This window comes from Actinoallomurus acaciae (assembly GCF_042429965.1).
In the GTDB taxonomy this organism is placed as follows: Bacteria; Actinomycetota; Actinomycetes; order Streptosporangiales; family Streptosporangiaceae; genus Actinoallomurus; species Actinoallomurus acaciae.
Genome location: NZ_JBHLZP010000003.1, coordinates 5,542 through 30,707, shown reverse-complemented (window position 1 = coordinate 30,707; position 25,166 = coordinate 5,542). Strand labels below are relative to the sequence as shown.

General features: G+C 69.7%; 26 protein-coding genes and 2 pseudogenes. 12 read left to right on the top strand and 16 right to left on the bottom strand.

What is annotated here, in order from left to right:
* The 3 genes and pseudogenes from ACFFNX_RS01170 to ACFFNX_RS01160 all read left to right on the top strand — a co-directional run.
* Positions 1-2,181 (top strand): MMPL family transporter, encoded by a 2,181-nt coding sequence (locus ACFFNX_RS01170; RefSeq protein WP_378193622.1) that lies wholly within the window; start codon positions 1-3, stop codon positions 2,179-2,181.
* Between the two features lie 48 nt (positions 2,182-2,229).
* Positions 2,230-3,129, top strand: coding sequence for an SDR family NAD(P)-dependent oxidoreductase (locus ACFFNX_RS01165; RefSeq protein ID WP_378193619.1), 900 nt, complete (start codon positions 2,230-2,232; stop codon positions 3,127-3,129).
* A gap of 141 nt (positions 3,130-3,270) precedes the next feature.
* A pseudogene (locus tag ACFFNX_RS01160) lies at positions 3,271-3,558 on the top strand (alpha/beta fold hydrolase); the annotation flags it as partial.
* Here ACFFNX_RS01160 and ACFFNX_RS01155 read toward each other — a convergent pair.
* Complete coding sequence (locus tag ACFFNX_RS01155; RefSeq protein WP_378193616.1) at positions 3,542-4,174, bottom strand: flavoprotein; 633 nt, start codon at positions 4,172-4,174, stop codon at positions 3,542-3,544. The pseudogene ACFFNX_RS01160 and the gene ACFFNX_RS01155 sit on opposite strands and share 17 nt — an antisense overlap.
* 194 nt (positions 4,175-4,368) lie before the next feature.
* Here ACFFNX_RS01155 and ACFFNX_RS01150 point away from each other — a divergent pair, with 194 nt between their 5' ends.
* Positions 4,369-5,241, top strand: a complete 873-nt coding sequence (locus ACFFNX_RS01150) for a helix-turn-helix domain-containing protein (protein WP_378193613.1) — start codon at positions 4,369-4,371, stop codon at positions 5,239-5,241.
* Positions 5,242-5,819: 578 nt separating this feature from the next.
* Here ACFFNX_RS01150 and ctaD read toward each other — a convergent pair.
* From ctaD to ACFFNX_RS01115, 7 genes are all read right to left on the bottom strand, one after another.
* Positions 5,820-7,487: an aa3-type cytochrome oxidase subunit I gene (gene ctaD, locus ACFFNX_RS01145; protein ID WP_378193610.1), complete on the bottom strand. Its 1,668-nt coding sequence runs from the start codon at positions 7,485-7,487 to the stop codon at positions 5,820-5,822.
* Between the two features lie 31 nt (positions 7,488-7,518).
* Positions 7,519-7,869, bottom strand: a complete 351-nt coding sequence (locus tag ACFFNX_RS01140; RefSeq protein ID WP_378193607.1) for a cupin domain-containing protein — start codon at positions 7,867-7,869, stop codon at positions 7,519-7,521.
* An 18-nt stretch (positions 7,870-7,887) separates the two neighbouring features.
* Positions 7,888-8,301: a hypothetical protein gene (locus ACFFNX_RS01135; RefSeq protein WP_378193604.1), complete on the bottom strand. Its 414-nt coding sequence runs from the start codon at positions 8,299-8,301 to the stop codon at positions 7,888-7,890.
* Position 8,302: 1 nt separating this feature from the next.
* Complete coding sequence (locus ACFFNX_RS01130) at positions 8,303-9,010, bottom strand: helix-turn-helix transcriptional regulator (RefSeq protein ID WP_378193601.1); 708 nt, start codon at positions 9,008-9,010, stop codon at positions 8,303-8,305.
* Positions 9,007-9,348 carry a ferredoxin gene (gene fdxA / locus ACFFNX_RS01125; RefSeq protein ID WP_378193598.1) on the bottom strand — a complete coding sequence of 114 codons (342 nt, stop codon included), beginning with the start codon at positions 9,346-9,348 and terminating at the stop codon, positions 9,007-9,009. The genes ACFFNX_RS01130 and fdxA overlap by 4 nt, the downstream gene beginning before the upstream one ends.
* 130 nt (positions 9,349-9,478) lie before the next feature.
* Complete coding sequence (locus ACFFNX_RS01120) at positions 9,479-9,988, bottom strand: GNAT family N-acetyltransferase (protein ID WP_378193595.1); 510 nt, start codon at positions 9,986-9,988, stop codon at positions 9,479-9,481.
* A gap of 52 nt (positions 9,989-10,040) precedes the next feature.
* Positions 10,041-10,715 carry a helix-turn-helix transcriptional regulator gene (locus ACFFNX_RS01115; protein WP_378193591.1) on the bottom strand — a complete coding sequence of 225 codons (675 nt, stop codon included), beginning with the start codon at positions 10,713-10,715 and terminating at the stop codon, positions 10,041-10,043.
* Between the two features lie 120 nt (positions 10,716-10,835).
* Between ACFFNX_RS01115 and ACFFNX_RS01110 the strand changes: the two genes are divergently transcribed.
* Together ACFFNX_RS01110 and ACFFNX_RS01105 are read left to right on the top strand one after the other, a co-directional pair.
* Entirely contained in the window at positions 10,836-11,483 is a 648-nt protein-coding gene (locus ACFFNX_RS01110) for a DUF2249 domain-containing protein (protein ID WP_378193587.1), read from the top strand.
* Positions 11,480-12,310 carry a class I SAM-dependent methyltransferase gene (locus ACFFNX_RS01105; protein WP_378193584.1) on the top strand — a complete coding sequence of 277 codons (831 nt, stop codon included), beginning with the start codon at positions 11,480-11,482 and terminating at the stop codon, positions 12,308-12,310. Before ACFFNX_RS01110 ends, ACFFNX_RS01105 begins: the two co-directional genes overlap by 4 nt.
* A gap of 229 nt (positions 12,311-12,539) precedes the next feature.
* On the opposite strand, the gene ACFFNX_RS01100 is transcribed toward ACFFNX_RS01105, so the two are convergent.
* Together ACFFNX_RS01100 and ACFFNX_RS01095 are read right to left on the bottom strand one after the other, a co-directional pair.
* On the bottom strand, positions 12,540-13,070 hold the full coding sequence (locus ACFFNX_RS01100; protein ID WP_378193581.1) for a GNAT family N-acetyltransferase: 531 nt from the start codon (positions 13,068-13,070) through the stop codon (positions 12,540-12,542).
* 520 nt (positions 13,071-13,590) lie between these two features.
* Positions 13,591-14,262 (bottom strand): DsbA family oxidoreductase, encoded by a 672-nt coding sequence (locus ACFFNX_RS01095; protein WP_378193578.1) that lies wholly within the window; start codon positions 14,260-14,262, stop codon positions 13,591-13,593.
* An 85-nt stretch (positions 14,263-14,347) separates the two neighbouring features.
* Here ACFFNX_RS01095 and ACFFNX_RS01090 point away from each other — a divergent pair, with 85 nt between their 5' ends.
* Both ACFFNX_RS01090 and kilB read left to right on the top strand, forming a co-directional pair.
* Positions 14,348-14,923, top strand: coding sequence for a TetR/AcrR family transcriptional regulator (locus tag ACFFNX_RS01090; protein WP_378193575.1), 576 nt, complete (start codon positions 14,348-14,350; stop codon positions 14,921-14,923).
* A 120-nt stretch (positions 14,924-15,043) separates the two neighbouring features.
* The gene (gene kilB, locus ACFFNX_RS01085; RefSeq protein ID WP_378193572.1) at positions 15,044-15,580 is read left to right on the top strand and encodes a plasmid transfer protein KilB; all 537 of its coding nucleotides are present in this window, start codon (positions 15,044-15,046) and stop codon (positions 15,578-15,580) included.
* Positions 15,581-15,747: 167 nt separating this feature from the next.
* Here kilB and ACFFNX_RS01080 read toward each other — a convergent pair whose 3' ends face one another.
* Positions 15,748-16,353, bottom strand: coding sequence for a TetR/AcrR family transcriptional regulator (locus ACFFNX_RS01080; protein ID WP_378193569.1), 606 nt, complete (start codon positions 16,351-16,353; stop codon positions 15,748-15,750).
* A gap of 156 nt (positions 16,354-16,509) precedes the next feature.
* On the opposite strand from ACFFNX_RS01080, the gene ACFFNX_RS01075 reads away from it, so the two are divergent.
* Positions 16,510-17,736 (top strand): FAD-dependent oxidoreductase, encoded by a 1,227-nt coding sequence (locus ACFFNX_RS01075; RefSeq protein WP_378193566.1) that lies wholly within the window; start codon positions 16,510-16,512, stop codon positions 17,734-17,736.
* Between the two features lie 163 nt (positions 17,737-17,899).
* Here ACFFNX_RS01075 and ACFFNX_RS01070 read toward each other — a convergent pair whose 3' ends face one another.
* Positions 17,900-18,838, bottom strand: coding sequence for an alpha/beta hydrolase (locus tag ACFFNX_RS01070; protein WP_378193563.1), 939 nt, complete (start codon positions 18,836-18,838; stop codon positions 17,900-17,902).
* A gap of 232 nt (positions 18,839-19,070) precedes the next feature.
* Here ACFFNX_RS01070 and ACFFNX_RS52350 point away from each other — a divergent pair.
* Both ACFFNX_RS52350 and ACFFNX_RS52345 read left to right on the top strand, forming a co-directional pair.
* Positions 19,071-20,380, top strand: a pseudogene (locus tag ACFFNX_RS52350) (alanine--tRNA ligase-related protein); the annotation flags it as partial.
* 67 nt (positions 20,381-20,447) lie between these two features.
* Positions 20,448-21,344, top strand: a complete 897-nt coding sequence (locus ACFFNX_RS52345; RefSeq protein WP_446678499.1) for an alanine--tRNA ligase — start codon at positions 20,448-20,450, stop codon at positions 21,342-21,344.
* Positions 21,345-21,403: 59 nt separating this feature from the next.
* Here the strand turns inward: ACFFNX_RS52345 and ACFFNX_RS01060 are convergent, their stop codons facing one another.
* Entirely contained in the window at positions 21,404-21,778 is a 375-nt protein-coding gene (locus ACFFNX_RS01060; RefSeq protein ID WP_378193560.1) for a cupin domain-containing protein, read from the bottom strand.
* Between the two features lie 74 nt (positions 21,779-21,852).
* Positions 21,853-22,413 (bottom strand): TetR/AcrR family transcriptional regulator, encoded by a 561-nt coding sequence (locus tag ACFFNX_RS01055; protein WP_378193557.1) that lies wholly within the window; start codon positions 22,411-22,413, stop codon positions 21,853-21,855.
* A gap of 180 nt (positions 22,414-22,593) precedes the next feature.
* On the opposite strand from ACFFNX_RS01055, the gene ACFFNX_RS01050 reads away from it, so the two are divergent.
* The gene (locus ACFFNX_RS01050; RefSeq protein WP_378193555.1) at positions 22,594-23,613 is read left to right on the top strand and encodes an aldo/keto reductase; all 1,020 of its coding nucleotides are present in this window, start codon (positions 22,594-22,596) and stop codon (positions 23,611-23,613) included.
* A gap of 53 nt (positions 23,614-23,666) precedes the next feature.
* Here ACFFNX_RS01050 and ACFFNX_RS01045 read toward each other — a convergent pair whose 3' ends face one another.
* Positions 23,667-24,314, bottom strand: a complete 648-nt coding sequence (locus ACFFNX_RS01045; RefSeq protein ID WP_378193552.1) for a vitamin K epoxide reductase family protein — start codon at positions 24,312-24,314, stop codon at positions 23,667-23,669.
* Positions 24,315-24,328: 14 nt separating this feature from the next.
* Positions 24,329-25,166: DsbA family protein (locus ACFFNX_RS01040; RefSeq protein WP_378193549.1), on the bottom strand; the 838-nt coding region annotated here is incomplete at its 5' end.

Genomic DNA, 25,166 nt, shown 5'->3' with positions numbered 1-25,166 from the left:
GTGGCCGCACACCTGTACCGGCTCGGCCGGTTCGCTTTCCGCCACAGGCGGCTGGTCGCGTTGTCGTGGCTCGGCCTGCTCGCGGCGTTCATCGTCGGGGCTCTGGCCTTCTCCGGGCCGACGTCCAGTTCCTTCTCGATCCCGGGCACCGAGGCGCAACGGGCCGTCGACATGCTGGCCGAACGGTTCCCTCAGGCCTCCGCCGGCGGTGCCACGGCCCGGGTGGTGTTCGCGGCGCCCGGCGGGCGGCGGCTCACCGCCCCCGGCGACAAGGCTGCTGTCGAGAGCGTCGTGAACCGTCTCAGGTCCGGCCCGCAGGTGGCGAACGTGTCCGATCCCTTCGCCGCCGGCGCCATCAACCCGGCCCGTACGGTCGCCTATGCGCAGGTCACCTACCGGGTACCGGCAGTCGACCTGGCGGGCGCGGCTCGTGCCGCGCTGTCACGGGCGGTGGCGTCGGGCCGGGACGACGGTCTGACGGTCGAGATGGGGGGCGACGCGGCGCAGGAGCCGTCCGGGCAGAGTCTGCGCGAGGTCATCGGGGTGGCGGTCGCGGCGATCGTACTGATGGTCACGTTCGGCTCCTTCACCGCCGCGGGGCTGCCGTTGCTGACCGCGCTGATCGGGATCGCCGTCAGTATGACCGCGATCACCACGACCACCGGGTTCGTCGAGCTGAGCGCCTCGACACCGACGCTCGCGGTGATGCTCGGGCTGGCCGTGTCGATCGACTATGCGCTGTTCATCGTCTCTCGCCACCGCCACGAGCTCCTCGCCGGCCACGACGCGGAAGAGGCCGCCGGGCGCGCCCTGGGTACCGCCGGCTCGGCCGTCGTGTTCGCCGGGCTCACCGTGGTCATCGCCCTGGCCGGGCTGTCGGTGGTGGGGATCCCCGTCCTGACGCAGATGGGCCTGGCCGCCGCGGCCTCCGTACTCGTCGCCGTGCTCATCGCCCTGACCCTGCTGCCGGCCCTGCTCGGCTTCATGGGACGGCGCATCGTGAGCCGCCGATTCCGGAGGCCGCGCGGTCCCGGCGACGCCCGCCGCTCGTGGGGATCGCGGTGGGCGCGGCTGGTGACCGGCCGGCCGGTACCGGTGCTGATCGTCGCGGTTCTCGGCATGACGGTGCTCGCCGCACCGGCCCTGAGCCTGCGCCTGGGCCTGCCCGACGACAGCGTCGCCGCCCCGGACACCACCCAGCGCAAGGCGTACGACATGCTCGCCGACGGATTCGGGCCCGGCTTCAACGGTCCGCTGACCCTGGTCGTCGACGCGGCGCACAGTGCCGACCCCACGGAGGCCGCCCAGCGGGTCCGCGACGCCATCGCTCACCGGCCGGACGTCGCCGCGGCCACTCCCGCCGTCTTCAACCCCGCCGGCGACACCGCCCTGATGACCGTCGTGCCGCGCAGCGCACCCGGCAGCGACGCGACCACGGACCTGGTCACCGCCATCCGTGGCGAGGCGGCCGGCCTCCGCGCCGAAACCGGCGCCGACATCGCGGTGACCGGGCTCACCGCGCTCAACATCGACATGTCCGCCAAGCTCGCGGGCGCGCTGGCGCCCTACCTCGCCCTCGTCATCGGCCTCGCGGTCATTCTGCTCGTCCTGGTGTTCCGGTCGGTGCTCGTCCCGCTCAAGGCCACACTCGGGTTCCTGCTCAGCGTCACCGCGACGTTCGGGGCCGTCGTCGCGGTGTTCCAGTGGGGCTGGCTCGCCGGGTTCTTCGGCGTCTCCCAGACCGCCCCCATCCTCAGCGCGCTACCGATCTTCGTGATCGGCGTCGTGTTCGGCCTGGCCATGGACTACCAGGTCTTCCTCGTGAGCCGTATCCGCGAGGCCTACGTGGGCGGGGAGGAACCGGCGGCCGCGGTCGTCACCGGCTTCGGGCACAGCGCCAGGGTCGTCACGGCCGCCGCCGTCATCATGGCCGCCGTCTTCTCCGGCTTCATGCTCTCCTCGGACCCACTGGTCAAGTCGATCGGCTTCGCCCTGGCCGCCGCGACGTTGTTCGACGCCTTCGTCATCCGCATGACGATCGTGCCCGCGGTCATGACGCTGCTCGGCCGCAGCGCCTGGTGGTTGCCCCGATGGCTCGGCCGGGCGCTTCCCGATGTCGACATCGAGGGCCGCGCGCTCGAAACGCGGTCCGGACGCGAGCCCGAACCCTTGGCCGTCTGACCCCGCGTTCACCGCTCACACGGGACACCATTCTCCGGAAGGACACTGATGACAGACCTCGGCTCCCGGATCGGCATGGACGGTAAGACGGTCGTGATCACCGGAGCGAGTTCCGGGATCGGAGCCGCCGCCGCACGCCGGCTGGCCGCTCTGGGGGCGAACGTCGTGCCCGTCGGCCGCTCGCCCGAACGCACCGCGCGAGTCGCCACGCAACTCGGCGTCGAGCCGATCGTGGCCGACTTCGCCCACCTCGACCAGGTGCACCGTCTGGCTCACATGCTGCTCGAACGCTGCCCGCGCATCGACGTGCTCGTCAACAACGCCGGCGCGCTCGTCCCGACACGTCAGGTCACCTCCGACGGGCACGAGCTGACCTTCCAGGCAAACCACCTCGCGCCCTTCCTGCTCACCCGGCTGCTGCTGCCCCGCCTCCGGGACAGTGCCCGGTACGGTCCCGTCCGCGTCGTCACCACATCCAGCCTCGGCAACCGGTTCGGCAAGCTCCGCATGGACGACCTCGAATGGGAGAAGCGCCGGTACGGCGAGGGCTGGATCGCCTACTCCACCACCAAGCTGATGAACATCCTGTTCACCCGCGAACTCGCACGCCGCAACCCCGACATCGCCGCCTTCTCCTTCAACCCCGCCCCCGGCCCGCGGAGGAGGCGGGAGACGGCCGGCCGCGGCGCGACCCCCACGAACTTCGCGGCCGAGACCCGGCTCGGCCGCCTCATCGCGCACGCACCGCTGCGCGCCATCCGCCTCACCGGCGAGGACGGCGCCGCCCCCCTGGTCTGGCTCGCCACGTCATCCGAGGTCGGCGATGCCAGCGGCGCCTACTTCAACGGCTTCACCAAGGACGCGAAGGTCAATCGGCAGGCCGACGACCCGGACCTCGCGGTACGCCTGTGGGAACACTCGATCACCCTCGTCGAGTCGTACACATGAGCGACGACGTGGAACTCCACGACGAACCCACCGAACCGGGGGGCGGCTCGCCGCCTCTGAACGAGGCGGACACGGAACCGGCACGGCGGATGGGGAGGAGGCGTTGGATCGGCGGACACCTGGGGTCCGCTCGCCCCGCTACTCGCCCGCGAGCACCGCGTGTACGCCCTGGACCTGAACGGTGCGGGCTACACCCGGGGCCGCGCACCCTACGATCTGGAACACCAGGCCACCCAGGTGCTCGGGTTCCTGGACGCGCTGCGGCTCGATCATCCGATCCTCGTCGGGCACTCCGCGGGCGCCGGGGTCGTCGCGGCCACGACGTTGCGCGCTCCGGCCCGCATCGGCGGGCCGATGTTCCTCGACGGTGACGGTCTGGGCCGCGCTCACCGCGCTGCGAACGACGATCTCCTCACCCGCCGAGGTGGAGGCGTTCGCGGTCGGCCTCCCGTACGGGGTCGGCTGAAAAGGGGCGCAGATTTTCGCCGACCACTTGGGCGACGACCGGAGGAGGAGGCAGCGTCGGGTCGTGGAGAACCGTTCCCGATCCGACGTCGTAACGGTCCGCCCACACGGGTTCGTTCACGTGGTATCCGTCCTCGCGGAGTTGCGCGATATTCCGCTTGACCGCGGCCTTGTTCCACATGTCGGCGTTCATCACCGGGAAGAAGAGAACCGGGAGGTTCGCGGCCAGAATGACCGCCGAGAGGCGGTTCGGTGCCGCTCCGGTCGCTGCCTGGGACAGCATGTGCGCCGTCGCCGGTAGCACGACGAGGATGTCGTGTTCGGCCACGAGACGTGCGTGGTTGTCCTGCGCCCAGTCCGCCGGGGAGTCCCCGCCCACCACCCGTTCGGCGACGAGTTCCACTGTGTGCGGCGGAAGAAAGGTGGACGCCGTATGCGTCATAATTACGGTGTAAGTGCCACCGAGCGCGCTGCGGAGCGCGCCGATGTACATCGGCAGCATCATCACGGCGGCTGAGCCGGAAGCGCCGATGAGAATACGTTTTCCTCCTACGGGAACCGCTGTCTGATCGGTCACCATGCATCACCCAATCGTTCATTGATCGTCGGCATCCGGAGCTTCTCGGAGAGGAGACCGGTCGGGTCGGTAGTAAGCCAAGCACGTGAAGCGAACCGGATAGTGCGATGGAGCAGGCACGCTTTTACCCGGGGTCCGCCAGGCCGGGGGTCTACCAGGCCCCCTCGCCGCGAAACGGCCTGACTAGCCTGAGGGCCATGACCGACCACGCCTCTGCCCCGGGAGGCAACACAGAACTACGGGATTTCCTGCGTTCCCGTCGTGCCAGGATCACCCCGCTCGAAGTCGGCCTGGGTTCCCGGCCGACCGATTCCCGGCGCGTGCCGGGACTACGCCGGGAGGAGGTGGCCCAGCTCGCCGGAGTAAGCGTGGACTATTACGTGCGCCTGGAACGCGGCCGCAACCTCAACGTCTCCGAGTCCGTGCTGAACGCCGTCGCTCGCGCATTGTGCCTGGACGAGACCGAGCGCGCCTACCTGCTCGCCCTGGCCAAGCCCACTCGTACGAGACCTCGGGCGGCGCCCGTTCAGAGCGTACGACCGGGACTGCGCCAGGTGCTGGACGCCTCGACGGAAGTTCCGGCGATGGTGCTCGGCCACCGCCTGGACATTCTGGCGATCAACCGGCTGGCCCGTGCCCTGCTCACCGGGCTTGAAGCACTGCCGCGCCACGAGTGGAACATGGCACGTCTTCTCTTCGGCGAGGAGGGACGCCGGCTGTACACCGACTGGGCGCTGGTCGCCCGTGGGGCCGTGGCCGCCCTGCGACTGTACGCCGGGCGCCATGCCGACGACCCGCGCCTGGCGGAGCTGGTCGATGAGCTGTCAACCCACGACGAGGACTTCCGCGCCTGGTGGGGCGACCATGACGTCCACCACCACGCGCACGGCACCGAACGCTTCCACCATCCCGTGGTCGGCGACCTGAGCCTCCAGTACGAGGCTCTCACGCCCAACGGCGATCCGGACCAGGTGCTGTGCCTGCACGTCGCCGAGCCGGGCTCGCCCTCCGAGCAGGCCCTGCGGCTGCTGGCGCGTCGGTCCGGCGACTCGCCCGCACGGGCCGGCTGACCAAGCGCCTTGCCCGGCCGTTCGACGATCATGCGGTACATCGCGAGCTTGGCGTCGACCGGTCTGCATGGTCGTCCGCGTTCGATTTCGGCGAGCAGGTCAGCCGACCGGGGGTTCCCGGCGGCCTGCATCTCGGCGGCCTCCGTCCGCGACTCGGGAAGCGCTCGGTCGAGCAAGTCCGGGGCCCCGCCTGCTGCTCTTGGCAAAGAATCCGCGTTTTGTAAGGCCCGCGAGGATCGCCGATCGTTTTCCCGAAAAGATCGGGACGACGATTGCTATTGACACCGCTAGAAACGTAACCCAACTACCCAAAGGTACCGCTATCGATGCGATTATCATTATCAGGGCGAGCGCATCACACCAGAAGACCAATCGTGGCGCGCGCCTCCACAACAAGATGAATGGACCGACCGCCAGCACCGCCACGGCTACAGCCGCGATTGTCTCGAACCATCTGAGCCCAGACATACCTGCAACCGTAGTTGCTGATGGGCACTTTGACCGGATCATTAGCTCAACGGAGCCGGAAGACCAGCGGGCCGGTCACCGTTGGCGGGCACCGCCACGTTCGGCGCCCGTCACCCGCTCACTCGGTCATGGCGCGGCTCCGGTGGTCTCCTGGTGTCGGCGTAGGGGTGGTGGAGGTCGAAGGCGGGGCGCTCGGAGCGGATGCGGGGAATCGCGGTGAAGTTGTGGCGCGGCGGCGGGCAGGAGGTGGCCCATTCCAGGGAGTTGCCGTGCCCCCAGGGGTCGTCGGCGGTGACGCGGGGCGCGTGGCGGCTGGTGAAGACGTTCCAGATGAAGGCGAGAGTGGACAGGGCGAGGATGATCGAGCCGATGGAGGAGACGAGGTTGAGGGTGGCGAACTGGGGGGCGTAGTCGGGCACGCGTCGTTGCATTCCGCCGGCACCGAGCCAGTGCTGGACCAGGAAGGTGGTCTGGAACCCGACGAAGGTGAGCCAGAAGTGGATTCTCCCCCACGTCTCATTGAGCATTCGGCCGGTCATCTTCGGCCACCAGAAGTAAAGGCCGGCGAACATCGCGAACACGACCGTGCCGAAGACGACGTAGTGGAAGTGCGCGACGACGAAGTAGGAGTCGGTGACGTGGAAGTCCAGTGGGGGTGAGGCGAGGATCACGCCGGTGAGGCCGCCGAACAGGAACGTGATGAGGAAGCCGATCGCGAACAGCATCGGGGGCTCGAAGGTGAGGTGCCCGCGCCACATGGAGCCGACCCAGTTGAAGAACTTGATGCCGGTGGGGATCGCGATGAGGAACGACATGAAGGAGAAGAAGGGCAGCAGGACCTGGCCGGTGGCGAACATGTGGTGCGCCCATACGGTCATGGAAAGCCCGGCGATGGCCGTGGTCGCGCCGACCATGCCGATGTAGCCGAAGAGCGGCTTGCGGCTGAAGACGGGGATGACCTCGGTGATGATCCCGAAGAACGGGATCGCGATGATGTAGACCTCCGGGTGGCCGAAGAACCAGAACAGGTGCTGCCACAGCACCGGCCCGCCGTTGGCGGCGTCGAAGACCTGTGCACCGAGCTTGCGGTCGGCCTCCAGGGCGAGCAGCGCGGCGGCCAGGACGGGGAAGGCCATCAGCACCATCATGCTGGTGAGCAGCACGTTCCACGTGAAGATCGGCATCCGGAACATCGTCATGCCCGGCGCCCGCATGCAGAAGACGGTGGTGATGAAGTTCACCGCTCCCAGGATCGTGCCCAGCCCGGACAGGGCCAGGCCCATGATCCACAGGTCGCCGCCGACTCCGGGAGAACGCACGACGTCCGACAGCGGGGCGTAGGCGAACCAGCCGAAGCCCGCCGCCCCACCCGGAGTGAGGAACCCGCTGATGGTGATCAGCCCGCCGAAGGTGAAGAAGAAGTAGCTGAGCATGTTCAGCCGGGGGAAGGCGACGTCGGGGGCGCCGATCTGCAACGGCACGATCACGTTGCCGAAGCCGATGAACAGCGGGGTGGCGAACAGCAGCAGCATGACCGTGCCGTGCATGGTGAACAGCTGGTCGTACTGCTCACCGGAAACCAGGTGCTGGCCCGGCCGGGCCAGCTGGGCGCGCATGACCAGGGCCAGTACGCCGCCGAACAGGAAGAACGTGAAAGAGGTGATCAGATACAGGTAGCCGATCACCTTGTGGTCGGTGGACGACGGCCACGACACCAGGATGCGCCCGCGTCGTGTCGGCCCGGTCGTGGAACGCGTTCGCGTACCGCTCGTCGCCATGCTTCCCTCTCCTCACCGGGAGACGTTCACGTCATCGGGGCAGCCGGGCGGCGAACTCGGGCGGGGAGAAGACCGCCAGCAGGGTCGCCGTCTCGTGCCCGGGGTTCTCCACCTCCACGCGTTCGCCGACGCCGATGTGGGCGAGGACGCCCGGCCGCAGTTCACTGGTACGCCGCCCCGCGTGCAGCAGGACCTGGCCGGATATGACGGTCAGCAGAGTCTCGGAGTCCCCGTGCGCGTGCTCGCCCATTCGGCGGCCCGCCGGCACCTCGATGCGTACGGCCGCCAGGTGGGTGCACCCCTCATCGCCGGGGCCGATGAGCAGGCGCGGGGTGACCCGGTCGACCGGGTCCTGCGAGGTGTGGATGGTGACGGCGTGCATGGCTTCTCCGGTTCGGTGTCAGGCCAGTGAGAGTGCGCCGGCGACGACCAGGGCAACGACTTTGATCACTTCGAGAGCGACGTAGCCGAGATGGAGCCGGGACGGCGCGACCTCGCCGCCGGTGATCACGACCGCCGCACGCCGGTCCAGCGCGGGACGCAGCACCGCCATCTGGGCGAGCAGGCAGACGGTGGCGAGGACGGCGGGAATCCATCCGCGGCCGTCGACGTGTCCCGTGGCCAGCGCGGCCAGGAGGAGGACGGCCAGGACCGACTCGGCGATGTTCAACGCCTTGAACACCAGCCGCCCGATCCCCAGGCCGAGGGGCACGGTGATGCCCGGTGCCCGAAACTTCAGCGGTGTTTCGAGGAAGGAGATCGCGATCACCATCCCGAACCAGGTGAAGGCGAGGGCCGCGGCGAGACCGCCCATCTCAGGACTCCTCCGGCTCTTCGGGCTCGGCACCGGTGCCAGCGGCGGGATCCTCATCGAAGGTGATCATGCACACGCCCGGCCGTACGAAGGGCTCCAGCGCGGGAGCGGGCATGGAGGGGTCGAGACGAGCCAGCAGTTCGGTGAGCAGACCCTGATGGGCGGCGCACACCACCTCGGGATGGGCGCGGGCGATGTCGCCGAACGGGCAGTCGTGCAACAGCACCCGGCCGTCAGAGGCCGGTTCGGGGTCGAAGCCCATCTCGGTGAACATTCCGGTGACCCGGCGCCGCGCCTCGGCGGGCGACGGGGCGGCCTCCGCCGAAGAGCCGAGCCGCCGGCCGGCCCAGTCCGCTCCGGCCCGCTCCGCGCGCCGTCTGCGCCGCGCCGGAGTGGTGTCGAGGTGGGCGGCCAGCACGTCGGCGAGTTCCTGGTAGGCCCCGCCCGGCGCCCCGCCGCCTCCGAAGGTGGGCGCGTACAGGGTCCGTGGCCGTCCACGGCCCTGCGGCCGCTCTCCGGTGGCGGTGACCAGCCCGGCCTTGATCAGTACGTCGAGGTGGAACCGGATCGTGGTCACGTGCTGGCCGGTCGCGGCCGCCAGCGCACGGGCCTCCAACGGGCGCGGGGACGCGCGCAGATGCTCCAGGACCGCGACTCTCGCCGGCAGTGCGAGCGCGCCGTGGGCGCGGGCCCGTTCCTGGACGCTCATGCGGGTTCCTTGACGGCGGCGACCATCGGCGTGTCCGTACCGAGGCGGCCCAGCTTGGACGCCCCGCCCGGCGAACCGAGCGGCTCGGTACGGCCGGGCAGGACCTCGCCGAAGAACGCGGCGTTGTCCTCGATGAACGCCGACCACTGCCGCGGCACGTCGTCTTCGTAGTAGATGGCCTCCACCGGGCACACCGGCTCACAGGCCCCGCAGTCCACGCATTCATCGGGATGGATGTAGAGCGCGCGGGCTCCCTCATAGATGCAGTCGACCGGGCACTCCTCCACACACGCCCGGTCCAGCACGTCCACACAGGGCTCCGCGATCACGTAGGTCACCGGCGTCCCCTTCCCCTCAGGCTCTCTTTTTAGAGGACTATAGTCCTCTAAAATAGCTAGTGGACATCGGGGTCCTGATACGGCGTTCACCGCAGGTGGCACCCGTCAGCAGGCCCGCCTTCGCGGAGTCTCAATCGGGGGTCGAGCGCGCACGCTGGCCGTAGAGATGGACGGTCCGGCCGCCGTACTGGACATCGCGCAGGTGGCGGTGGCCGATCCGCTCCGCAACGGCGATGGAGCGGACGTTGCCCGGCAGGATGACGGAGACCACTTCCGGTGCGCGCAACTCCCCGAAGCAGTAGCTCAGCGAAGCGCGGGCCGCCTCCGTCGCGTAGCCCCTCCCCCAATGTTCGCGCGCCAGACACCAGCCGACGCCCAGCCCCGGAAACCCGTGTGGCCGCCAGGGACCGGCGCGCCCCACGAACCGGCCCGTGGCCTTCTCCACCAGCGCCCAGTGGGAGTAACCGCGGATCTCCCGGTGCCCGATGAACAGGGCGAGACTTCGCCAGGCATCGGCGGGTGAGGTGCCGACACTCTCGGCCAGCCCTCCCGCGACCTGCGGATCCGCCATCATCGCCGCGTAGTCGGCGAAGTCGTCGCCCGTCAGCGGCCGCATCAGAAGCCGCTTCGTCTCCAGCACAGTCATGATCGTCGCAGCCGGCAGAGAACAGACATTCGCATCGATCCGTCCGTCACGAGACTCCTGAGGTGCGGCGAGGCCGGAGGTGGGCCCGGCACAGGTCGGGTTCCACGAAGGGGTCGAGCCGATCCACGCTGATCCCGGCATCCCAGGCGTCCATCGCCCCCTGCATCAGGCCGAGGTGGATCGGACAGATGATCTGCGGTCGGCTCGCCGCGAGCTCCAGGAACGGGCAACTGCGCAGTCCGATCGCCGACGGCTCGCCGGCCGCGTCGGCCTCCTCCACCTCTGGCCCGAAGCCGAGGTCGTCCAGCAGCGCGACCAGACGTTTCACCGGCTCCTCGCCCTCGGTCGCGCCCGTAGTGTCGTGGTGGCTCCGACCCCAAGCGCGGCCCGTCTCGATCGCGCGGCCGCTCGGGTCGGGATCCTCGCCGAGGGACTGAGCCAGGATCTCGGCGAGCATCCGATAGCGCCGGGGCGCGTTCGGGTCCATCCGGCGTACCGCACGGAACAGCTGCGGCGGCCGCCCCGGCAAGCGGCGCTCCGGCGTCACCTGTTCGACCTGCCCCTGGTCGGTGAGCACGTCGAGGTGGAAGCGCACCGTGTTCGGGTGCACCCCCACCCGGTCGGCGATCTCGACGATCGACTGCGGCGAGCGCGCCTCTCGCAGCGCGGCGAGCACATCCTCGCGCCGCCCCGGCCTCCGCCTGCGGACCCGGGAGGTCACGCTTCCCCCGGCGGCGACCCGGCCGCGCCATCCGGTGACCCCAGCCCGCCGATCACGTACGTCATGGCCTACAGTTTATACAAGAGATACTTGTAAAAACACCGTCGAGGAGGAAACCCCGTGGCCGAGCCCGCCGACACCCGCCAGCCCCAGCGAGGGGAACCCGGCCAGGAGCTGGACGTACGCCCGCTCCGCAAACCGGACAAGCATCCGACGATCTTCGCCGCGTACGCCGCACTCGACGTCGGCGAGTCGTTCGTCCTGGTCAACGACCACGACCCCCGGCACCTGCGCGAGGAGTTCGAGACCGATCACGCCGGCGGATTCGCGTGGGAGTACCTCGACCGCGAGCCGCGGAACTGGCGGATCCGGATCACCAAGCTCACCAGTACGCCGCTCCCCCGGATCCTCGCCGACACCGCCGACCTGGCGGCCCACACCGGCGAGGCGGACGTGACCGGTGCGGTCTGGAAGCTCCAGGCACGCGACCGCGACCTCGACTCCAACATCATCGCCCTGCCCGCCGGCGGCACGATCGAGGCGCACACCGGTCCCGACCTCGACGTCCTCATCCACGTACTGGCCGGTGGCGGCCGGCTGGCGACCGAACGCGGAGAGCTCGACCTCACCGCCGGCGCCCTGGTGTGGCTGCCGCGCCGGTCACAGCGCCGGTTCACCGCAGGGCCGGAGGGCCTGCGCTACCTCACCGTGCATCAGCGGCGGCAGTCGCTGCTGCTCGACACCGGCCGGATCGGGGCGGGGCGATGACCGGCGAGGAGCACCAGCGCCGTACCCGCCTGCCCTTCGCCTCCTTCGCCGACCGCGACGACGACACCGTCCAGGGACACTGGCTTCTCGCCCGGCTGGGCAAGCGAGTCCTGCGCCCCGGAGGCGTTGAGCTCACCCGGAACCTGCTGTCCCACGCGCGCCTGACCGACGCCGACGTCGTCGAACTCGCGCCCGGCCTGGGCCGCACCGCGGCGGAGGTCATCGCGCGACGACCGCGCAGCTACCAGGGTGTCGACCAGGACCCCGAAGCGGTCGAGGCGGTCCGCCCGATCGTCGGCGACCACGGCGAGGTACGCGTCGCGGACGCCTCCGACACCGGACTCCCCGACGCCGGCGCGGACGTCGTCATCGGCGAGGCGATGCTCACCATGCAGGGCGAGAGGGCGAAGAACGCCATCATCGCCGAGGCGGTACGCCTGCTGCGGCCCGGTGGGCGCTATGCCATCCACGAGCTCGCGCTCACCCCCGACGACCTGCCCGAGGAGGCCAAGGAGGACATCCGCAGGGGCCTCGCGAAAGCGATCCGCGTCAACGCACGCCCGCTCACCCCGGCGGAGTGGCGGCAACTGCTGGGCGAACACGGCCTGATCGTCGATCACGTCCTCACCGCGCCGATGGCGCTGCTGCAACCGCGCCGCCTCATCGCCGACGAGGGCCTCCTCGGCACGCTCCGGTTCGCCCGTAACGTGCTCACCCATCCGGACGCTCGACGCCGGATCCTCGCGATGCGCGCCACCTTCCGGGCCCACCACGACCACCTCGACGCCATCGCCGTAATCGCCCGCAAACCCTCGACGCCGACATGAGACGACCCCCGCGCCATGCTTCGCGCGGTGTGATGCCGAGCTCGGCCACCCGTCGTACATCAGCACCGACCGGTGTGCCGCGGAAGCTCATCACCGGCGGTTTGAACCGCATCGCAGATCGAGGTCATCTCCTCGGTGGCTCGACGTGCGTCCTGCATCGTGTGTCAGCGGCCGGTTCGAACTCCCCACCGGCGGCGGAGTCAGCGGGGAGCTATCTGACCGTCTGCGGTCACGCAGCGTCGATCCCGAACATAGGTAGGCACGGGGCGAGTCCGTCGATGGAGACGGGAATGGTGCGGTGGCGTTCCCACGCCGCCCGGGTCAGGCGCATCCGGCAATCGATGACCATGGCACCACGGACGAGGCGACGATCGAGTCCGTCGGGCTGGTAACCGAGCTTCCGCGAGACGGCCTGTGAGGCCGGGTTGGTCGCGAACGCGCTGGAGACGGCCTCCTCGGCGCCCAGCCCGGTGAAGGCAAGGTGCAACACGGCAGCGCGCATCTCGGTCCCGATCCCCTGCCGCTGATAGCGCTGTCCCAACCATGAGCCGGTCTGTACCTGGCGGAGGGCCGTAAGGTCACGTGCGCCGATGCTCTGCTGCCCGACGACGTCGCCGGCATGCAAGACGGTGAGGTTGAGCGACCAGCATCCCCCATCCTGACCACCCGACCGTCGAGGCTCATCCCGTTTCCCCGCCCGATGCCGCCGAGGAAGGCGGCGACCGCCGGTGAGCCCGTCGTGGCCGATGAGTTCCAGCACGGCGCGTCCGTCACGAACCACGTGTCGTCGCCCGCGAGCCGGATCCCGTACGTCGTCCCCGCCCGCCGTTGCAGGGGGAGGTGAAGGCGACCTTGACGAGCAAGACGTACAGGCGATTGAGGTCGTCGGAGCCGCCATTACACGTGTTAGTCAAGTGCGATGTAGTGCAGCTCGGGTTCGGTGCGTGTCTCGTACAGCTCGGTGTAGGCCTGGGCAATGACGTCGGGTGCGGCGCCGGGGTGGCCGGCTCCGATCCATGCGCTGATGGCGATGTGTGCGACGTAGATGTTGTGGGGTTCAAGCTCGTTGTGGAGGTTCAGGGTCCAAGACCCTTGAAGGGGGCGTGATCGTCGCACATTGGTCTGACGCCGCGGGGCCGGGCTCGTGCGGAGACCGCTCCTTGGAGGTATTTGCGGCAGCCGCATATCCCGGCAGCGCGCACACTCCGGTCTCGGGATCGCAGTAGCCGTCCGCGTCGCCGTCGATGAGCTGTAGCGACACCGCCGGCGTGGGCGTGTCGTCAGCCACGGACTTGCTCCCACGCCTGGTCGATGGCGCTCGCGTACTGGCTGACGCTGACCGCGCCCGGGATGCCGAGTCGTCCGCCGAGGACGGTGAACGGCACCCCTCGCGCGCCCAGAGCCACGGCAGCGTCGTGATCGGCTCGCACAGCGTCGGCGTAGCGGTCGGTGGCGAGTACGTCGCGGATCTCGTCGGCGGGAATGCCCAGGCCCACGCCGATCCGGACCAGTGTGTCGCGCTCGAACGCGTCGTCGTTGCCGCTGAACACCTCGGCCTGCATCGCACGCAGGTACTCCCACGAGACGCCGTACTCCGCACCCAGGTGCAGCAGGCGCAGCAGGTCGAAGGTGTTGCGCGCGGGACGATCGACCTCGTACCTCAGTCCCGCGGCGGCGGCCTGCTCGGCCATCCCTTCCTCCATCGACCGGGCCTGCGCCGCGGGGACCCCGTACCTCTTCGACAGGTGGTCCAGAGTCGCGGAGACCTCGGCGGGTGCGGTGGGATCGAGCTGGAAGGTATGGACTTTCAGCTCGATGTCATTCGCATGGGGGGACTGGGCGATGGCGACACTCAGTCGCTGTTCGCCCAGGTAGCACCACGGGCACAGGACATCCGCCCACACGTCGATCGTCAGTCGCGTCGATGTCGCGACGTCTGCCGTCGATTCCATCGTGGCCTGCCTTCCGATAGTTTGAGTACACCCTCAAAGTCGGAGCCTAGCACCAAGTTTGAGGGTGGCCTCAAACTGTGACGGGATGGACATGGCGCGATCTAAGAGCGTGCGGCGGGACGCCCGCGAGAACCTGGCGAAGCTGCATGCGGCCGCACTGGAGGTTTTCCTGGCCAAGGGCCTTGACGCCCCGCTGGATGAGATCGCACGGGCTGCAGGCGTCAGCATCGGAACTCTCTACTACCGCTTCGGGTCTCGCGAGGACCTCATCGATGCGGTCATTCCCGACGTCGCAGGCAGCAGGCTGCAAGCCCTCGCGACCACCGTGATGGCCGAAGACACACCCAGGCAGCGCCTCGAAGCCTTCGTGCACGGCATGATCGAGCTCCAGCGCGACGATCCCGCACTCAACGACGCGATCCTGCGACGCTATCCGGACGCCGTGGCACTCCTTGATGTGTGCGAGCGTTCAACCACGATGGGCCGAAGCCTGGTCCGTGAAGCGCACGCGGACGGGTCGCTCTCGCCGGACTTCACCGAAGATGACCTGTTCTGCATGCTCTGGCTGGCCGGCACCGCAAGCAGAGACCCCCACGCGCCGGCAGGCTGGCACCGCGTGATCAAGCACGCTCTTGACTCGGCCTGGGCCACTGTGACCTGAGGGGTCGCTGGCCGGCCTCTCGGGTGTGACTGCCACGACGGGGAGTCCAGCAGCGCAGCCGCCAGTCCGCGGATCCGGAAGAAGGGGCGTCGGGCTGGGGGATGTGATCCACTTGTTGGTGTGCAAGGCGTGCTTACTGGGCTGTTCGCGGTGGTGGGGACCGTTGTCGGATCCGTGGTGACGTACCTCCTGCAGCGTCGCAATGCGGAGCGTGCCGAACGTTTCGCTCGTGACCAGCGGCTTTGGCAGGAGCGTCTCCAGGCGTACGGTGCGTTTGCCGAAGCACTGGTCGAGTACCGACGGGCTCAATACGACCGGTGGCATCGTCACAAGGAGGATCCGTCAAGTGGCGCGTACATCGACGCCCGAACGGAGTCGTACCGGCTGAAGGCGATCGCGAGGCAGACGACGTTTCGGGTGAGGCTTCTCACGAGTGATCGCAAGCTCATCGCTCGTGTCAACGAAATCATGAGGATCACGGAAGACCTTCACAAAGCCGCCGGCAACGACGATCTAACGGCTCGGGGTGACCGAGCGCAGCAGCTTGTCGACGAGTTCATCGACGCGGCATCGGTACACGTGCAGGACATCTCCAGTCAGGCGGCGGGCTCGTTGTCCACGGGGCGGGATGGTCTCACCTCCGGCCCTATTCGGTAGCGCTATCCGGAGCTGTTCGGCGCGCCGCATCCGCGCGTAGAGCAAGAGCCTCGGCAAGCTTCACGTCGGCCAGGATGGCCACTCAAGATCGTTCCTGCCCACTCGATATTCGCCCGGGACCACGGCCCCACGAACGTTTTCGGGCGTGGGAGTCGTCCATGGCTCGGTCAGGTGCCGTTCTGCCTCGCGGATTCCTTCGTCGTGCCCGTCCATCCGTTGTCGAGCAGGGCGAAGATCTGGTCGAGCGCGGACTCGGCGTCGTCGCGCCCTCGGACGAGGGTGACGGCTTCGAGGGCGAAATGGGCCAGCGCCTGGCAGCCGGCGTCGCCCTCGGGCAGGCCGGCGTCGGCGGCGATCACTGCGCCCAGAGCGTTCTCGTGGCGCAGCCACATGCGGCGAAAGTACTCACGCAGCGCGGGAGTGGTGTCGATCAGGCGAAGGAAGTCCGCCAGGCGCGGGTCGGCGCGGACCTGCCGGGAGTGTTCGTCGCGCAGCAGCCGGCGCAGCGCCTGCGGGATGGACTGTCCGGCGGGGCGCTCGCGGACCGCGGCGACGAGCGCGGCCTCGCGGTCGGCGTCCTGGTCGAAGACCAGCGCTTCCTTGCCGTCGGGGAAGTGCTTGAACAGGGTGGCCACCGAGACGTCGGCGGTGTCGGCGATCTCCCGTACGCCGACCGCGTCGTAGCCCCGCTCCAGGAACAGTTCCAGTGCGGCGTCGGCCAAGGCCTGGCGGGTGGCGGCCTTCTTGCGCTCGCGGCGTCCTGTCTCGGTCACGTCTCCACTCTAGCGTCCGTGTTGAACCGATCTAAATGTAGAACCGTTCGATTTTTCTTACGGTTCCACCTATGGTGTGGGAGGTCGGGCCGTACGGCCCGGGCCATCGGCGGCGAACACGCCGTCGCACCACACACATGGGAAGGACTCACCTCCATGACGACCCCACCCCGTATCGCCATCGTCGGCGGCGGTCCCGCCGGCCTGATGTGCGCTCGTGTCCTGCAGGGGCACGGCATTCAACCGGTGGTGTACGACACGGACGCCACCGTGGACTCCCGCGACCCGGGAGGGACGCTCGACCTGCACGCCGACTCCGGCCAGATCGCGTTGGAGGACGCCGGGCTGATGGAGGCCTTCCGGGCGCTGGCCCGGGTCGAGGGCCAGGCCAAGAGTCGCCGGGACCAGCACGGCACCGTCCTGGCCGAGTTCATCCCCGCCGAGGGCGACGAGGCCGCCCCCGAGATCGACCGCGGCCAACTGCGGACCATGCTCTACGAACACCTGAAACCCGGCACCGTACGCTGGGGACACCGACTCCGCCACTTCACCCCGCTCGGAGGCGGAGTGCACCGGCTGGAGTTCGCCAACGGCGCCGACACGGAAGCCGACCTCGTCATCGGCGCCGATGGCGCGTGGTCGCCGGTTCGCCGGCTGCTCACCGACGCGGTGCCGCGGTACCTCGGCGTCCACTTCCTCGACGCCCGATTCGACGACGTGGACACCAGGCACCCCGAGGTCGCCGCGATCGTGGGCGAGGGCCACATGTTCTCCACCGACGGCGACGGCCGCGCGGTGATCGTCCAGCGCAACAGCAACGGCGTGGTCCGCGGCTACGTGGCCTTCCGCGCCGAACTCGACTGGCACGTCACGGCCGGGGTGGACGTCACCGACCGCGAGGCGGTGCGGTCCTACCTGCTGCGGGAGTTCCGCGAATGGTCCGCGGTCATGCGCCCGCTGATCACAGACAACGACGGCGACTACGTACAGCGCAGCTTCTGGGCCCTGCCCGCCCCGCTGACCTGGGACCACGTCCCCGGCGTCACCCTGATCGGCGACGCGGCCCACCTGATGGCGCCCTTCGGCGGCCACGGCACGAACCTCGCGTTGCTCGACGGCGCGGAACTCGCGCACGCCGTCAAGAGGGAGAACAGCCTCGACGACGCGGTCGTACGGTACGAGGCCGCGATGTTCCCGCGATCCGGGGAACTCGCCGTGAACGCGAACACCGCGCTCACGCGGTTCTTCGCCACGACGTCCCCGGACGCACCGCACCTGCCCCCGGATCACGCGCGGGAACACCAGAACTACGAGGCCAGAGCGGCGGAATACCGACGCCGGCGAGCCGAGGACGGGCATTGGTCACGGGCCGCCGGAACCTGAGATTGCCGTACAGGACCCATGATCAGCCCCGGGGGTACGTCATGCTCGGCCGAAGTCGCCGAGAACCGGCCCGCGTCGTTCATCGGCTCGTGCGCGGGGCACTCAGCGGTGTCGGTGGCTCGATCGTCCCCGCGCACAAGTCCGCCCTCGTACGTTCGTCACCTCACGACAGCGCCGGCGCGGAGCGGTCCGTTCGCGAGGAATCCACCAGGTGGCGGCGTAGGAACGACAACTGTTCCCGTACGGCTCGTTCGTGTTCGTCCAGGAACGGCGCATAGTGCATGCCGGGCAGCCGGACCAGTTCCGCCTGGGGCGTACGCCGCGCGACGCGGATCGCCGAGGGTGGATGCGCGGTCATGTCCTGCTCGCACACCATCACCAGCACCGGGCAGCGGACGCGTGGTGCCTCGCGTCCCGGCTGGTAGAGCGCGAACCGCAGCGCCGACCGTGCGGCGATCTCCTGCCGCCAGCCCGTGTGCTCCCCGGCCGGGTCCAGGGCGCGCGGGCCGTCCAGTGAGTCGGGGGTGGACAGCATCGCCAGTACGCCCGGCGGGGCGGACAGTGGCACCAGCCGCGGCGGACGGCCGACGAGCCACCCGGCGGCGTCGGCGATGCCCCGGGCGAAGAAGTGCAGCAGCGGAAGCGTCTTCTGGTGACGGGTGGCGGCACGCGAGGCCGTCCAGCCGCCGACGGCCGGCGTCTGCGCGACCACCGCGGCGAGATGCGGAGTGTGCGCGGCGACGCGGAACAGGTGCCCGCCCGACAGCGAGAACCCCCAAGCCGCGATCCGGTCCCGGTCGACGCCCGGCAGGGTCGCGGCATAGCCGACGGCGGCCTGCCAGTCCTGCAGGTATTCCCGGACGCGCGCGATCTGACGGGGCTGCCCGCCGCTTTCCCCGATGTGCCGGTAGTCAAAGGCCAGCACACCGAACCCGGCTTCGTGGAACCGGCGCGCGAACAGGTCCGTCCCCGGCTCCTTGGTCACCCCGAAGCCGCCGGCCATCACCACACAGGCGCCGTTGGTGCTCGGATAGTGCCAGGCCACGCATCGCGTGCCGCCACTGTCGAACCGAACCTTCTCCCGCTGTACAGACGTAGGCATGTCTGCCTCCCGATCGGACGGAATCGTTCTTTTCAATAAGTGAACCACGTGGTTCACAAACCTCATCCAGTACCCCCGGGAACCGGCTCCGGCGTCGAGGTTCCCGGGCACGGCCGACGATGTCCTCCCACGTGGCCATGGACGACGATCAGGGCGGCCGGTACGCGGTGCGGCGAGGCTGAGCCCGACCTACCATGTAGTTGCGAATCAATTGCAATAAGGGCGGATGAGGGTGCGTACAGCAGAGGTGAGACGGCGGTTCCTGGCCCACTTCGCGGCGAACGGCCACGTTGCCGTCCCCAGTGCGCCGCTGCCCGCCGAGGACCCGAACCTGTTGTTCGTCAACGCCGGCATGGTGCCGTTCAAGCCGTACCTGCCCGGCGACGTCCCCGCGCCGTATCCGAGGGCGGCGAGCGTGCAGAAATGCGTGCGCACCCCCGACATCGACGAGGTCGGCAGGACCAGCCGCCACGGCACGTTCTTCCAGATGAGCGGCAACTTCTCCTTCGGCGACTACTTCAAGGAACGCGCGATCGAGCTGGCCTGGTCCCTGGTGACCGCGCCGGTGGAGGACGGCGGCTACGGCCTGGACCCCGAACGGATCTGGGCGACCGTCCACACCTCCGACGAGGAGACGTACGCGCTGTGGCGCGACCTGGCCGAGACCGGTTCATCGAGATCTGGAACCTCGTCTTCATGGAGTTGCTGCGCGGCGAGGGCACCGGAAAGGACGACTTCCCGATCCTCGGCGCGTTGCCCGCCAAGAACATCGACACCGGCATGGGCCTGGAACGCCTGGCATCCGTCCTGCAGGGCGTCGACAACCTGTACGAGACCGACGAGGTCCGCCCGATCCTGGACACGGCCGCCGCGCTGACCGGCAGGACCCACGGCGCACGCTCGGGCCACGTCGCCGCCGAAAGTCACCCGGACGACGTACGGCTGCGGGTCGTCGCGGACCATGTGCGCACGGCACTGATGCTGATCGGCGATGGGGTCATGCCCGCCAACGAGGGCCGGGGCTACGTCCTGCGCCGCGCGGTACGCGCCATGCGGCTGCTCGGTTTCGACGACCCCGCGTTTCCTCACCTGCTGCCGGTCGCACGCGACCGCATGTCCCCTTCCTATCCCGAGGTCGCCACCGACCACGACCGCATCGCCTCCTACGCCTACGGCGAGGAGGAGGCCTTCCGCGCCACGCTCCGGCAGGGCACCACGATCCTGGACCAGGCCCTGGCGAAGACGTCCACGGCCCTGCCCGGGGACACGGCGTTCCGGCTCCACGACACCTACGGCCTCCCCATCGATCTGACCGTGGAGATCGCGGCCGAGCGCGGCCTGAGCGTGGACGTCGACGGGTTCACCCGGCTGATGGCGGAACAGCGCAGGCGCGCGAAGGCGGACGCGCGGGCGAAGAAGACCGGCCCCGCCGACGCGGGCCCGTACCGGCCGGTCCTGGACACAAGCGGCCCGACCCGGTGGGTGGCCTACGAGTCGCTGGAGACGGACGCGACCGTATTGGCGATCTTCAGCGACGGCGCTCCGGTGCGGACCGCGAGCGCCGGTCAGATCGTGACCGTGGTGCTCGACCGGACGTCGTTCCCATGTCGTGCACGCGGCGCTGCGGCAGGTACTCGGCCCCGCCGCGCTGCAGTCCGGCTCCTACAACCGGCCCGGATACCTGCGGCTCGACTTCTCCTGGCAGGGCGCGCTGAGCGAACAGGCCCGAGACGACGTCGAAGAGGCGGCCAACCGGACGATCCGCCGCGACCTGCCGGTCCAGGTGCGCTACATGCCACTGACCGCCGCCCGCGAGATCGGAGCGCTCGCGCTCTTCGGCGAGACCTACGACGAGAACGTACGCGTCGTGGAGATCGGCGGCGCCTGGTCACGGGAGCTGTGCGGCGGCACCCACGTCGACCACGCCGCCCAGATCGGCCCCATCGCCCTGACCGGCGAATCCTCCGTCGGCTCCGGCCGGCGCCGCGTCGAAGCGGTAACCGGCATCGAGGCGTTCCACCACCTGGCCCGCGAACGCGACCTCGTCGCCCGACTCGCCGAACAACTGCACGCCCCACGCGAGGAACTCCCCGGCCGGGTGGCAGGCCTCATCGAACGGATGAAACAGGCCGAGCGTGAGTCCGAGCGGCTACGAGACCGGCTCATCGACACCGAGGCCCAGCGACTCGCCGCCCGGCCCACCGTCATCGGCGACATCGCGTATGTGGGCGTACGAGCCGAAGACCACGCACGCCGGACGGCCGAACTCGTCCGTGACCACCTCGACACCGGCCGACCCGGCGTGGTCACGGTGGTCACACCCGCCAGCCTGGTCACCGCCACCAACGAGGCCGCACGCGCACGCGGCCTGTCGGCCGGTGAGCTGGTCAAGGCCGCCCTTGAGGGGCACGGCGGAGGCAACGCCACCCTGGCCCGGGGAAAGGCACCCGCCGACGGCACGGCGGCGCTCGACCTCGTCGCCCGGCTCCTGCGCACGGCTGGCTGACGCGGGAAACGTCGTACGGCTCGGCGCGTCCGTCTCTCCCGCGACCTGCGCCGGGCCGGCTACCGGCCGCCGTCCTTCACGGCGTAGCCGGGGACGGACGGCCAGCGGACGGTCACCACGACCGACTCCTCCTCGGCGTGCCAGGAGTGATCGACGCCGTGGCTCCACACCACGTAGTCGCCCTGGTTCGCGAGGAGAACGCTGCGCCCGGGCAGTTCCACCCGGAACCGGCCGCTGATCAAGATGAGCAGCGCGGTGCGCTTCTCCTCGGTGACCCACTCCGCGCGCCGGTCCCCCGGCCGGTGTACGCCCCATTTGATCTCGACGTCGTCGCTGTGCCGGACATCGTCCGCCGGCTTGAAGTGCCCGAGCAGCCAGCCGCGATCGCCGGCCGCGTCCACGGTGGCGTTGCCCACGTATACGTTCTCCGTCACGGACCGCGACGTTATCGCCTCCGGCGGAGGCCTCAGGCACCGGGCGGCAATATCCGGAGCATTGTTCCGGCGAGCTAGTGCGGCAGGCGCAGCCCGGCGACGAGGAGCTCGACCAGCCGGCGCGCGTCGTAGCGGGGGTCGCTGTCCGCGCCGATGCAGAGGTTGCCGACGCCGCGCATGAGTTCGTAGGCGTCGACGTCGGAGCCGATCTCGCCGGCGCCGGCCGCGGCCTCGAGCAGCCGGGCGCACACGGGCACGAGGCGGTCGAGGAAGTACGCGTGCAGCGCCTCGAAGCCTGCGTCGTCGGACCGCAGCACGGCGGCGAGCCCGTGCTTGGTGACCAGGAAGTCGACGAACAGGTTGATCCATCGCCCCAGCGCGGCGTGAGGGGTCGCGCTGCTCTCCAGGAGCGCCGGACCGGCCTCGGCGCAGGCCTCGACCTGGTGCCGGTAGACGGCGATGATCAGATCCGCCCGCGTCGGGAAGTGACGGTAGATCGTGGCCACCCCGACTCCGGCCCTGGCCGCGATGTCGCGCACCGGCGCCTCGACGCCCGAGGTCACGAAGACCGCGGCGGCGGCGTCGAGCAGCGTCCTCTCGTTGCGCCGGGCGTCGGCCCGCTTGCGCGGGGCCACGCGCCCCGCACCTCCCTCGCCGCCGTTCACCACACCTCACCCTTCCCGTCGAGCTTGCCAAAACGAAACATGGTTCCGTATGTTTATCGGAACAAGGTTCCGTTTGCTCATGATGCCAGAGCACGGGCCGACGACCAAGCCACGCACTCTCACGGAACCCGCAGTGGAGGAGACACGGTCATGCAGTACCGCACCTTGGGCCGCACCGGCGTGCAGGTCGGCTCCCTCGCGCTCGGCGCGATGAACTTCGGCGACATCGGGCGCACCACCCAGGAGGAGGTCACCGCCATCGTCGATGCCGCCCTCGAGGCGGGGATCAACCTCATCGACACCGCCGACATGTACAGCGACGGCGGGTCGGAGGAGATGGTCGGCAAGGCCATCGCCGGCCGCCGGGAGGACATCGTGCTGGCCACGAAGGCCGGCATGCCGATGGGCGACGAGCGCAACCACCGGGGCGGTTCGCGCCGCTGGTTGGTCACCGAACTGGACAACAGCCTGCGCCGCCTCGGCGTCGACCACGTCGATCTCTACCAGATCCACCGGTGGGACCCGGCGACCAGCGACGAGGAGACCCTGTCGGCCCTGACCGACCTGCGGCGCGCGGGCAAGATCCGCTACTTCGGCTCCTCGACCTTTCCCGCGTACCGCATCGTGCAGGCCGAGTGGGCCGCCCGGGAGAACCACCTGGGCCGTTACGTCACCGAGCAGCCGAGCTACTCGATCCTGCAACGCGGCGTCGAGTCCCACGTGCTGCCCGTGACCGAGCAGTACGGGCTCGGCGTGCTGGCGTGGAGCCCACTGGCCACCGGCTGGCTGTCGGGCGCGATCCGCGCGGGCCGGGAGATCACCACCAACCGCTCGGCGTTCATGCCGCAGCGGTTCGACCTGTCCGTTCCGGCCAACCGCGCCCGGCTCGACGCCGTCGAGCGGCTGGCGGAGGTCGCCGACGAGGCCGGTCTGACGATGATCCAGCTCGCGCTCGGTTTCGTGACCGCACACCCGGCCGTGACCAGCGCGATCATCGGTCCCCGCACGCTGGAGCACCTGCACTCGCAACTCGCCGCCGCCGACACGGTGCTCTCCGCCGACGTCCTGGACGCCATCGACGCGATCGTCGCGCCCGGCGTCGACCTCGCCGCGCACGAGAAGTTCGACACGCCGCCCGCCCTGCTCGACCCGGCGCTACGCCGCCGCTGACCCGCAGTACGACGCGGACCCTCCGGACCCGCAGGCCCGGAGGGTCCGGCCCGCTACGGCAGCGTGCGCCAGTAGTACCAGAACCGGTTGAGGATCAGCAGCGCGATGATCACGTACCAGGCCAGTGGCACCAGCCAGTGGTGGCGGGCGACCGCCCGGACCGCCGGCCGCCACGACACCGGGACCGGTACCACCCCGCTCTGCGCGTTGTGCAGCGTCGTGTACCAGAACAGCGGAATCGTCGCGATCCACACCAGCATGCAGTACGGGCACACGGCGCCGATGTGGTACAGCGTCTGGTCGATCAGCCAGTGCACGAGGCCGACTCCGAACAGGACGCCCGCCTGGAGTCCGAGCCAGAACCAGCGATGGAAGGCCGCGCCGGCGAGGAGGGCGACGCCGATGACGATCACGGCCGAGAAGCCCGCGATGCCGAGAAAGGGGTTGGGAAAGCCGAAGGCGGATGCCTGCGGGGTGCGCATCACCGAGCCACAGCTGATGATCGGGTTGATGTTGCAGCTCGGCCGGTAGTTCGGGTCCTCCAGGAGACGGATCTTCTCCAGCGTGAGGATGGCCGAGGCGGCCAGGCCCAGCGTTCCGGCGAGCAGCAGCAACCAGGCCAGCGGGCGGGACCCGGACACCGGCCCCTGACGTGTGGCCGCCCCGTGAGTGAGGGCGGCCGGGGACGTCGACGTGGTCATGACGGAACTCCCGACTACCGCGAACGGCCGGAGACGGACTGCTGGATGAGCGCGGTGTACTGCGCCGGCGCGATCGGGTTCCCCGTGCCGTCGAGCACGGCCAGCGGCCGGCCGTTGAGCTTCAGCGTCGGGGTGCCGTCGACCCCGCTGCGGGTGAAGGCGTCACTGACCTTGTGGGCCCAACCGGCGTAGGCCCCGTCCTTGACGGCCTTGGCGAAGCCCGGCGTGGCCAGGCCGGGCACCTTCGCGGCGAGGGCGAGCAGACGGTCCTTGTCGGCGAAGTCGTCGGTCCGTTCGTCGGGCTGGCCGGCGTACAGAACGTCGTGGAAGGCCTTGAATCGCGCCGCGCCCTCGTCGAGCGCGGCACCGGCGGCCTGCAACGCCTCCATCGAGCCGTGGCCGCCCAGGTTGCCGTCCAGGAACGTCCCCATGTGGTACTGGATCTTGTAGACCCCGGTGTCGGCGAGTCGCTGGATGGCCTCGCCGTCGGTCCTCTCCAGCCTGCCGCAGTACGGGCAGCGGAAGTCCTCCCAGACGTCCAGGGTGTTACGGGCCGTCGCCCTGCCGTAGACGATCACCGTGCCGTCGGCGCCCGAGGCGTTCGCCGGCATCGTCACCCGGCCGCCCGCGGCGCCGCCGTTCGCGGTGCCGATCGCGAGGGCCGTTCCGCCGCCCAGCAGAAGCGCCGTGATGCCCGTGGCGATGGCGGCCTTGCGCCGGCGGGCGCGTACCCGCCTCCGGCGGGTACGTTCGGCACGCAGGCGTGACCGCGCGGATCGCCCGTCGGGCCGGGGGCTCTTCGTCTCGTTCTTGGTTCTCGGGTTGTCGCTCATGGCCGTCCTCGGCTCGAAG

Excerpts from the sequence above, each read along its gene's own strand:
- ACFFNX_RS01165 (WP_378193619.1), top strand. The coding sequence starts at position 2,230 with ATGACAGACCTCGGCTCCCGGATCGGCATGGACGGTAAGACGGTCGTG.
- ACFFNX_RS01155 (WP_378193616.1), bottom strand. The coding sequence starts at position 4,174 with ATGGTGACCGATCAGACAGCGGTTCCCGTAGGAGGAAAACGTATTCTC.
- ACFFNX_RS01150 (WP_378193613.1), top strand. The coding sequence starts at position 4,369 with ATGACCGACCACGCCTCTGCCCCGGGAGGCAACACAGAACTACGGGAT.
- ctaD (WP_378193610.1), bottom strand. The coding sequence starts at position 7,487 with ATGGCGACGAGCGGTACGCGAACGCGTTCCACGACCGGGCCGACACGA.
- ACFFNX_RS01140 (WP_378193607.1), bottom strand. The coding sequence starts at position 7,869 with ATGCACGCCGTCACCATCCACACCTCGCAGGACCCGGTCGACCGGGTC.
- ACFFNX_RS01135 (WP_378193604.1), bottom strand. The coding sequence starts at position 8,301 with ATGGGCGGTCTCGCCGCGGCCCTCGCCTTCACCTGGTTCGGGATGGTG.
- ACFFNX_RS01130 (WP_378193601.1), bottom strand. The coding sequence starts at position 9,010 with ATGAGCGTCCAGGAACGGGCCCGCGCCCACGGCGCGCTCGCACTGCCG.
- ACFFNX_RS01105 (WP_378193584.1), top strand. The coding sequence starts at position 11,480 with ATGACCGGCGAGGAGCACCAGCGCCGTACCCGCCTGCCCTTCGCCTCC.
- ACFFNX_RS01095 (WP_378193578.1), bottom strand. The coding sequence starts at position 14,262 with ATGGAATCGACGGCAGACGTCGCGACATCGACGCGACTGACGATCGAC.
- ACFFNX_RS01090 (WP_378193575.1), top strand. The coding sequence starts at position 14,348 with ATGGACATGGCGCGATCTAAGAGCGTGCGGCGGGACGCCCGCGAGAAC.
- ACFFNX_RS01075 (WP_378193566.1), top strand. The coding sequence starts at position 16,510 with ATGACGACCCCACCCCGTATCGCCATCGTCGGCGGCGGTCCCGCCGGC.
- ACFFNX_RS01070 (WP_378193563.1), bottom strand. The coding sequence starts at position 18,838 with ATGCCTACGTCTGTACAGCGGGAGAAGGTTCGGTTCGACAGTGGCGGC.
- ACFFNX_RS01050 (WP_378193555.1), top strand. The coding sequence starts at position 22,594 with ATGCAGTACCGCACCTTGGGCCGCACCGGCGTGCAGGTCGGCTCCCTC.
- ACFFNX_RS01045 (WP_378193552.1), bottom strand. The coding sequence starts at position 24,314 with ATGACCACGTCGACGTCCCCGGCCGCCCTCACTCACGGGGCGGCCACA.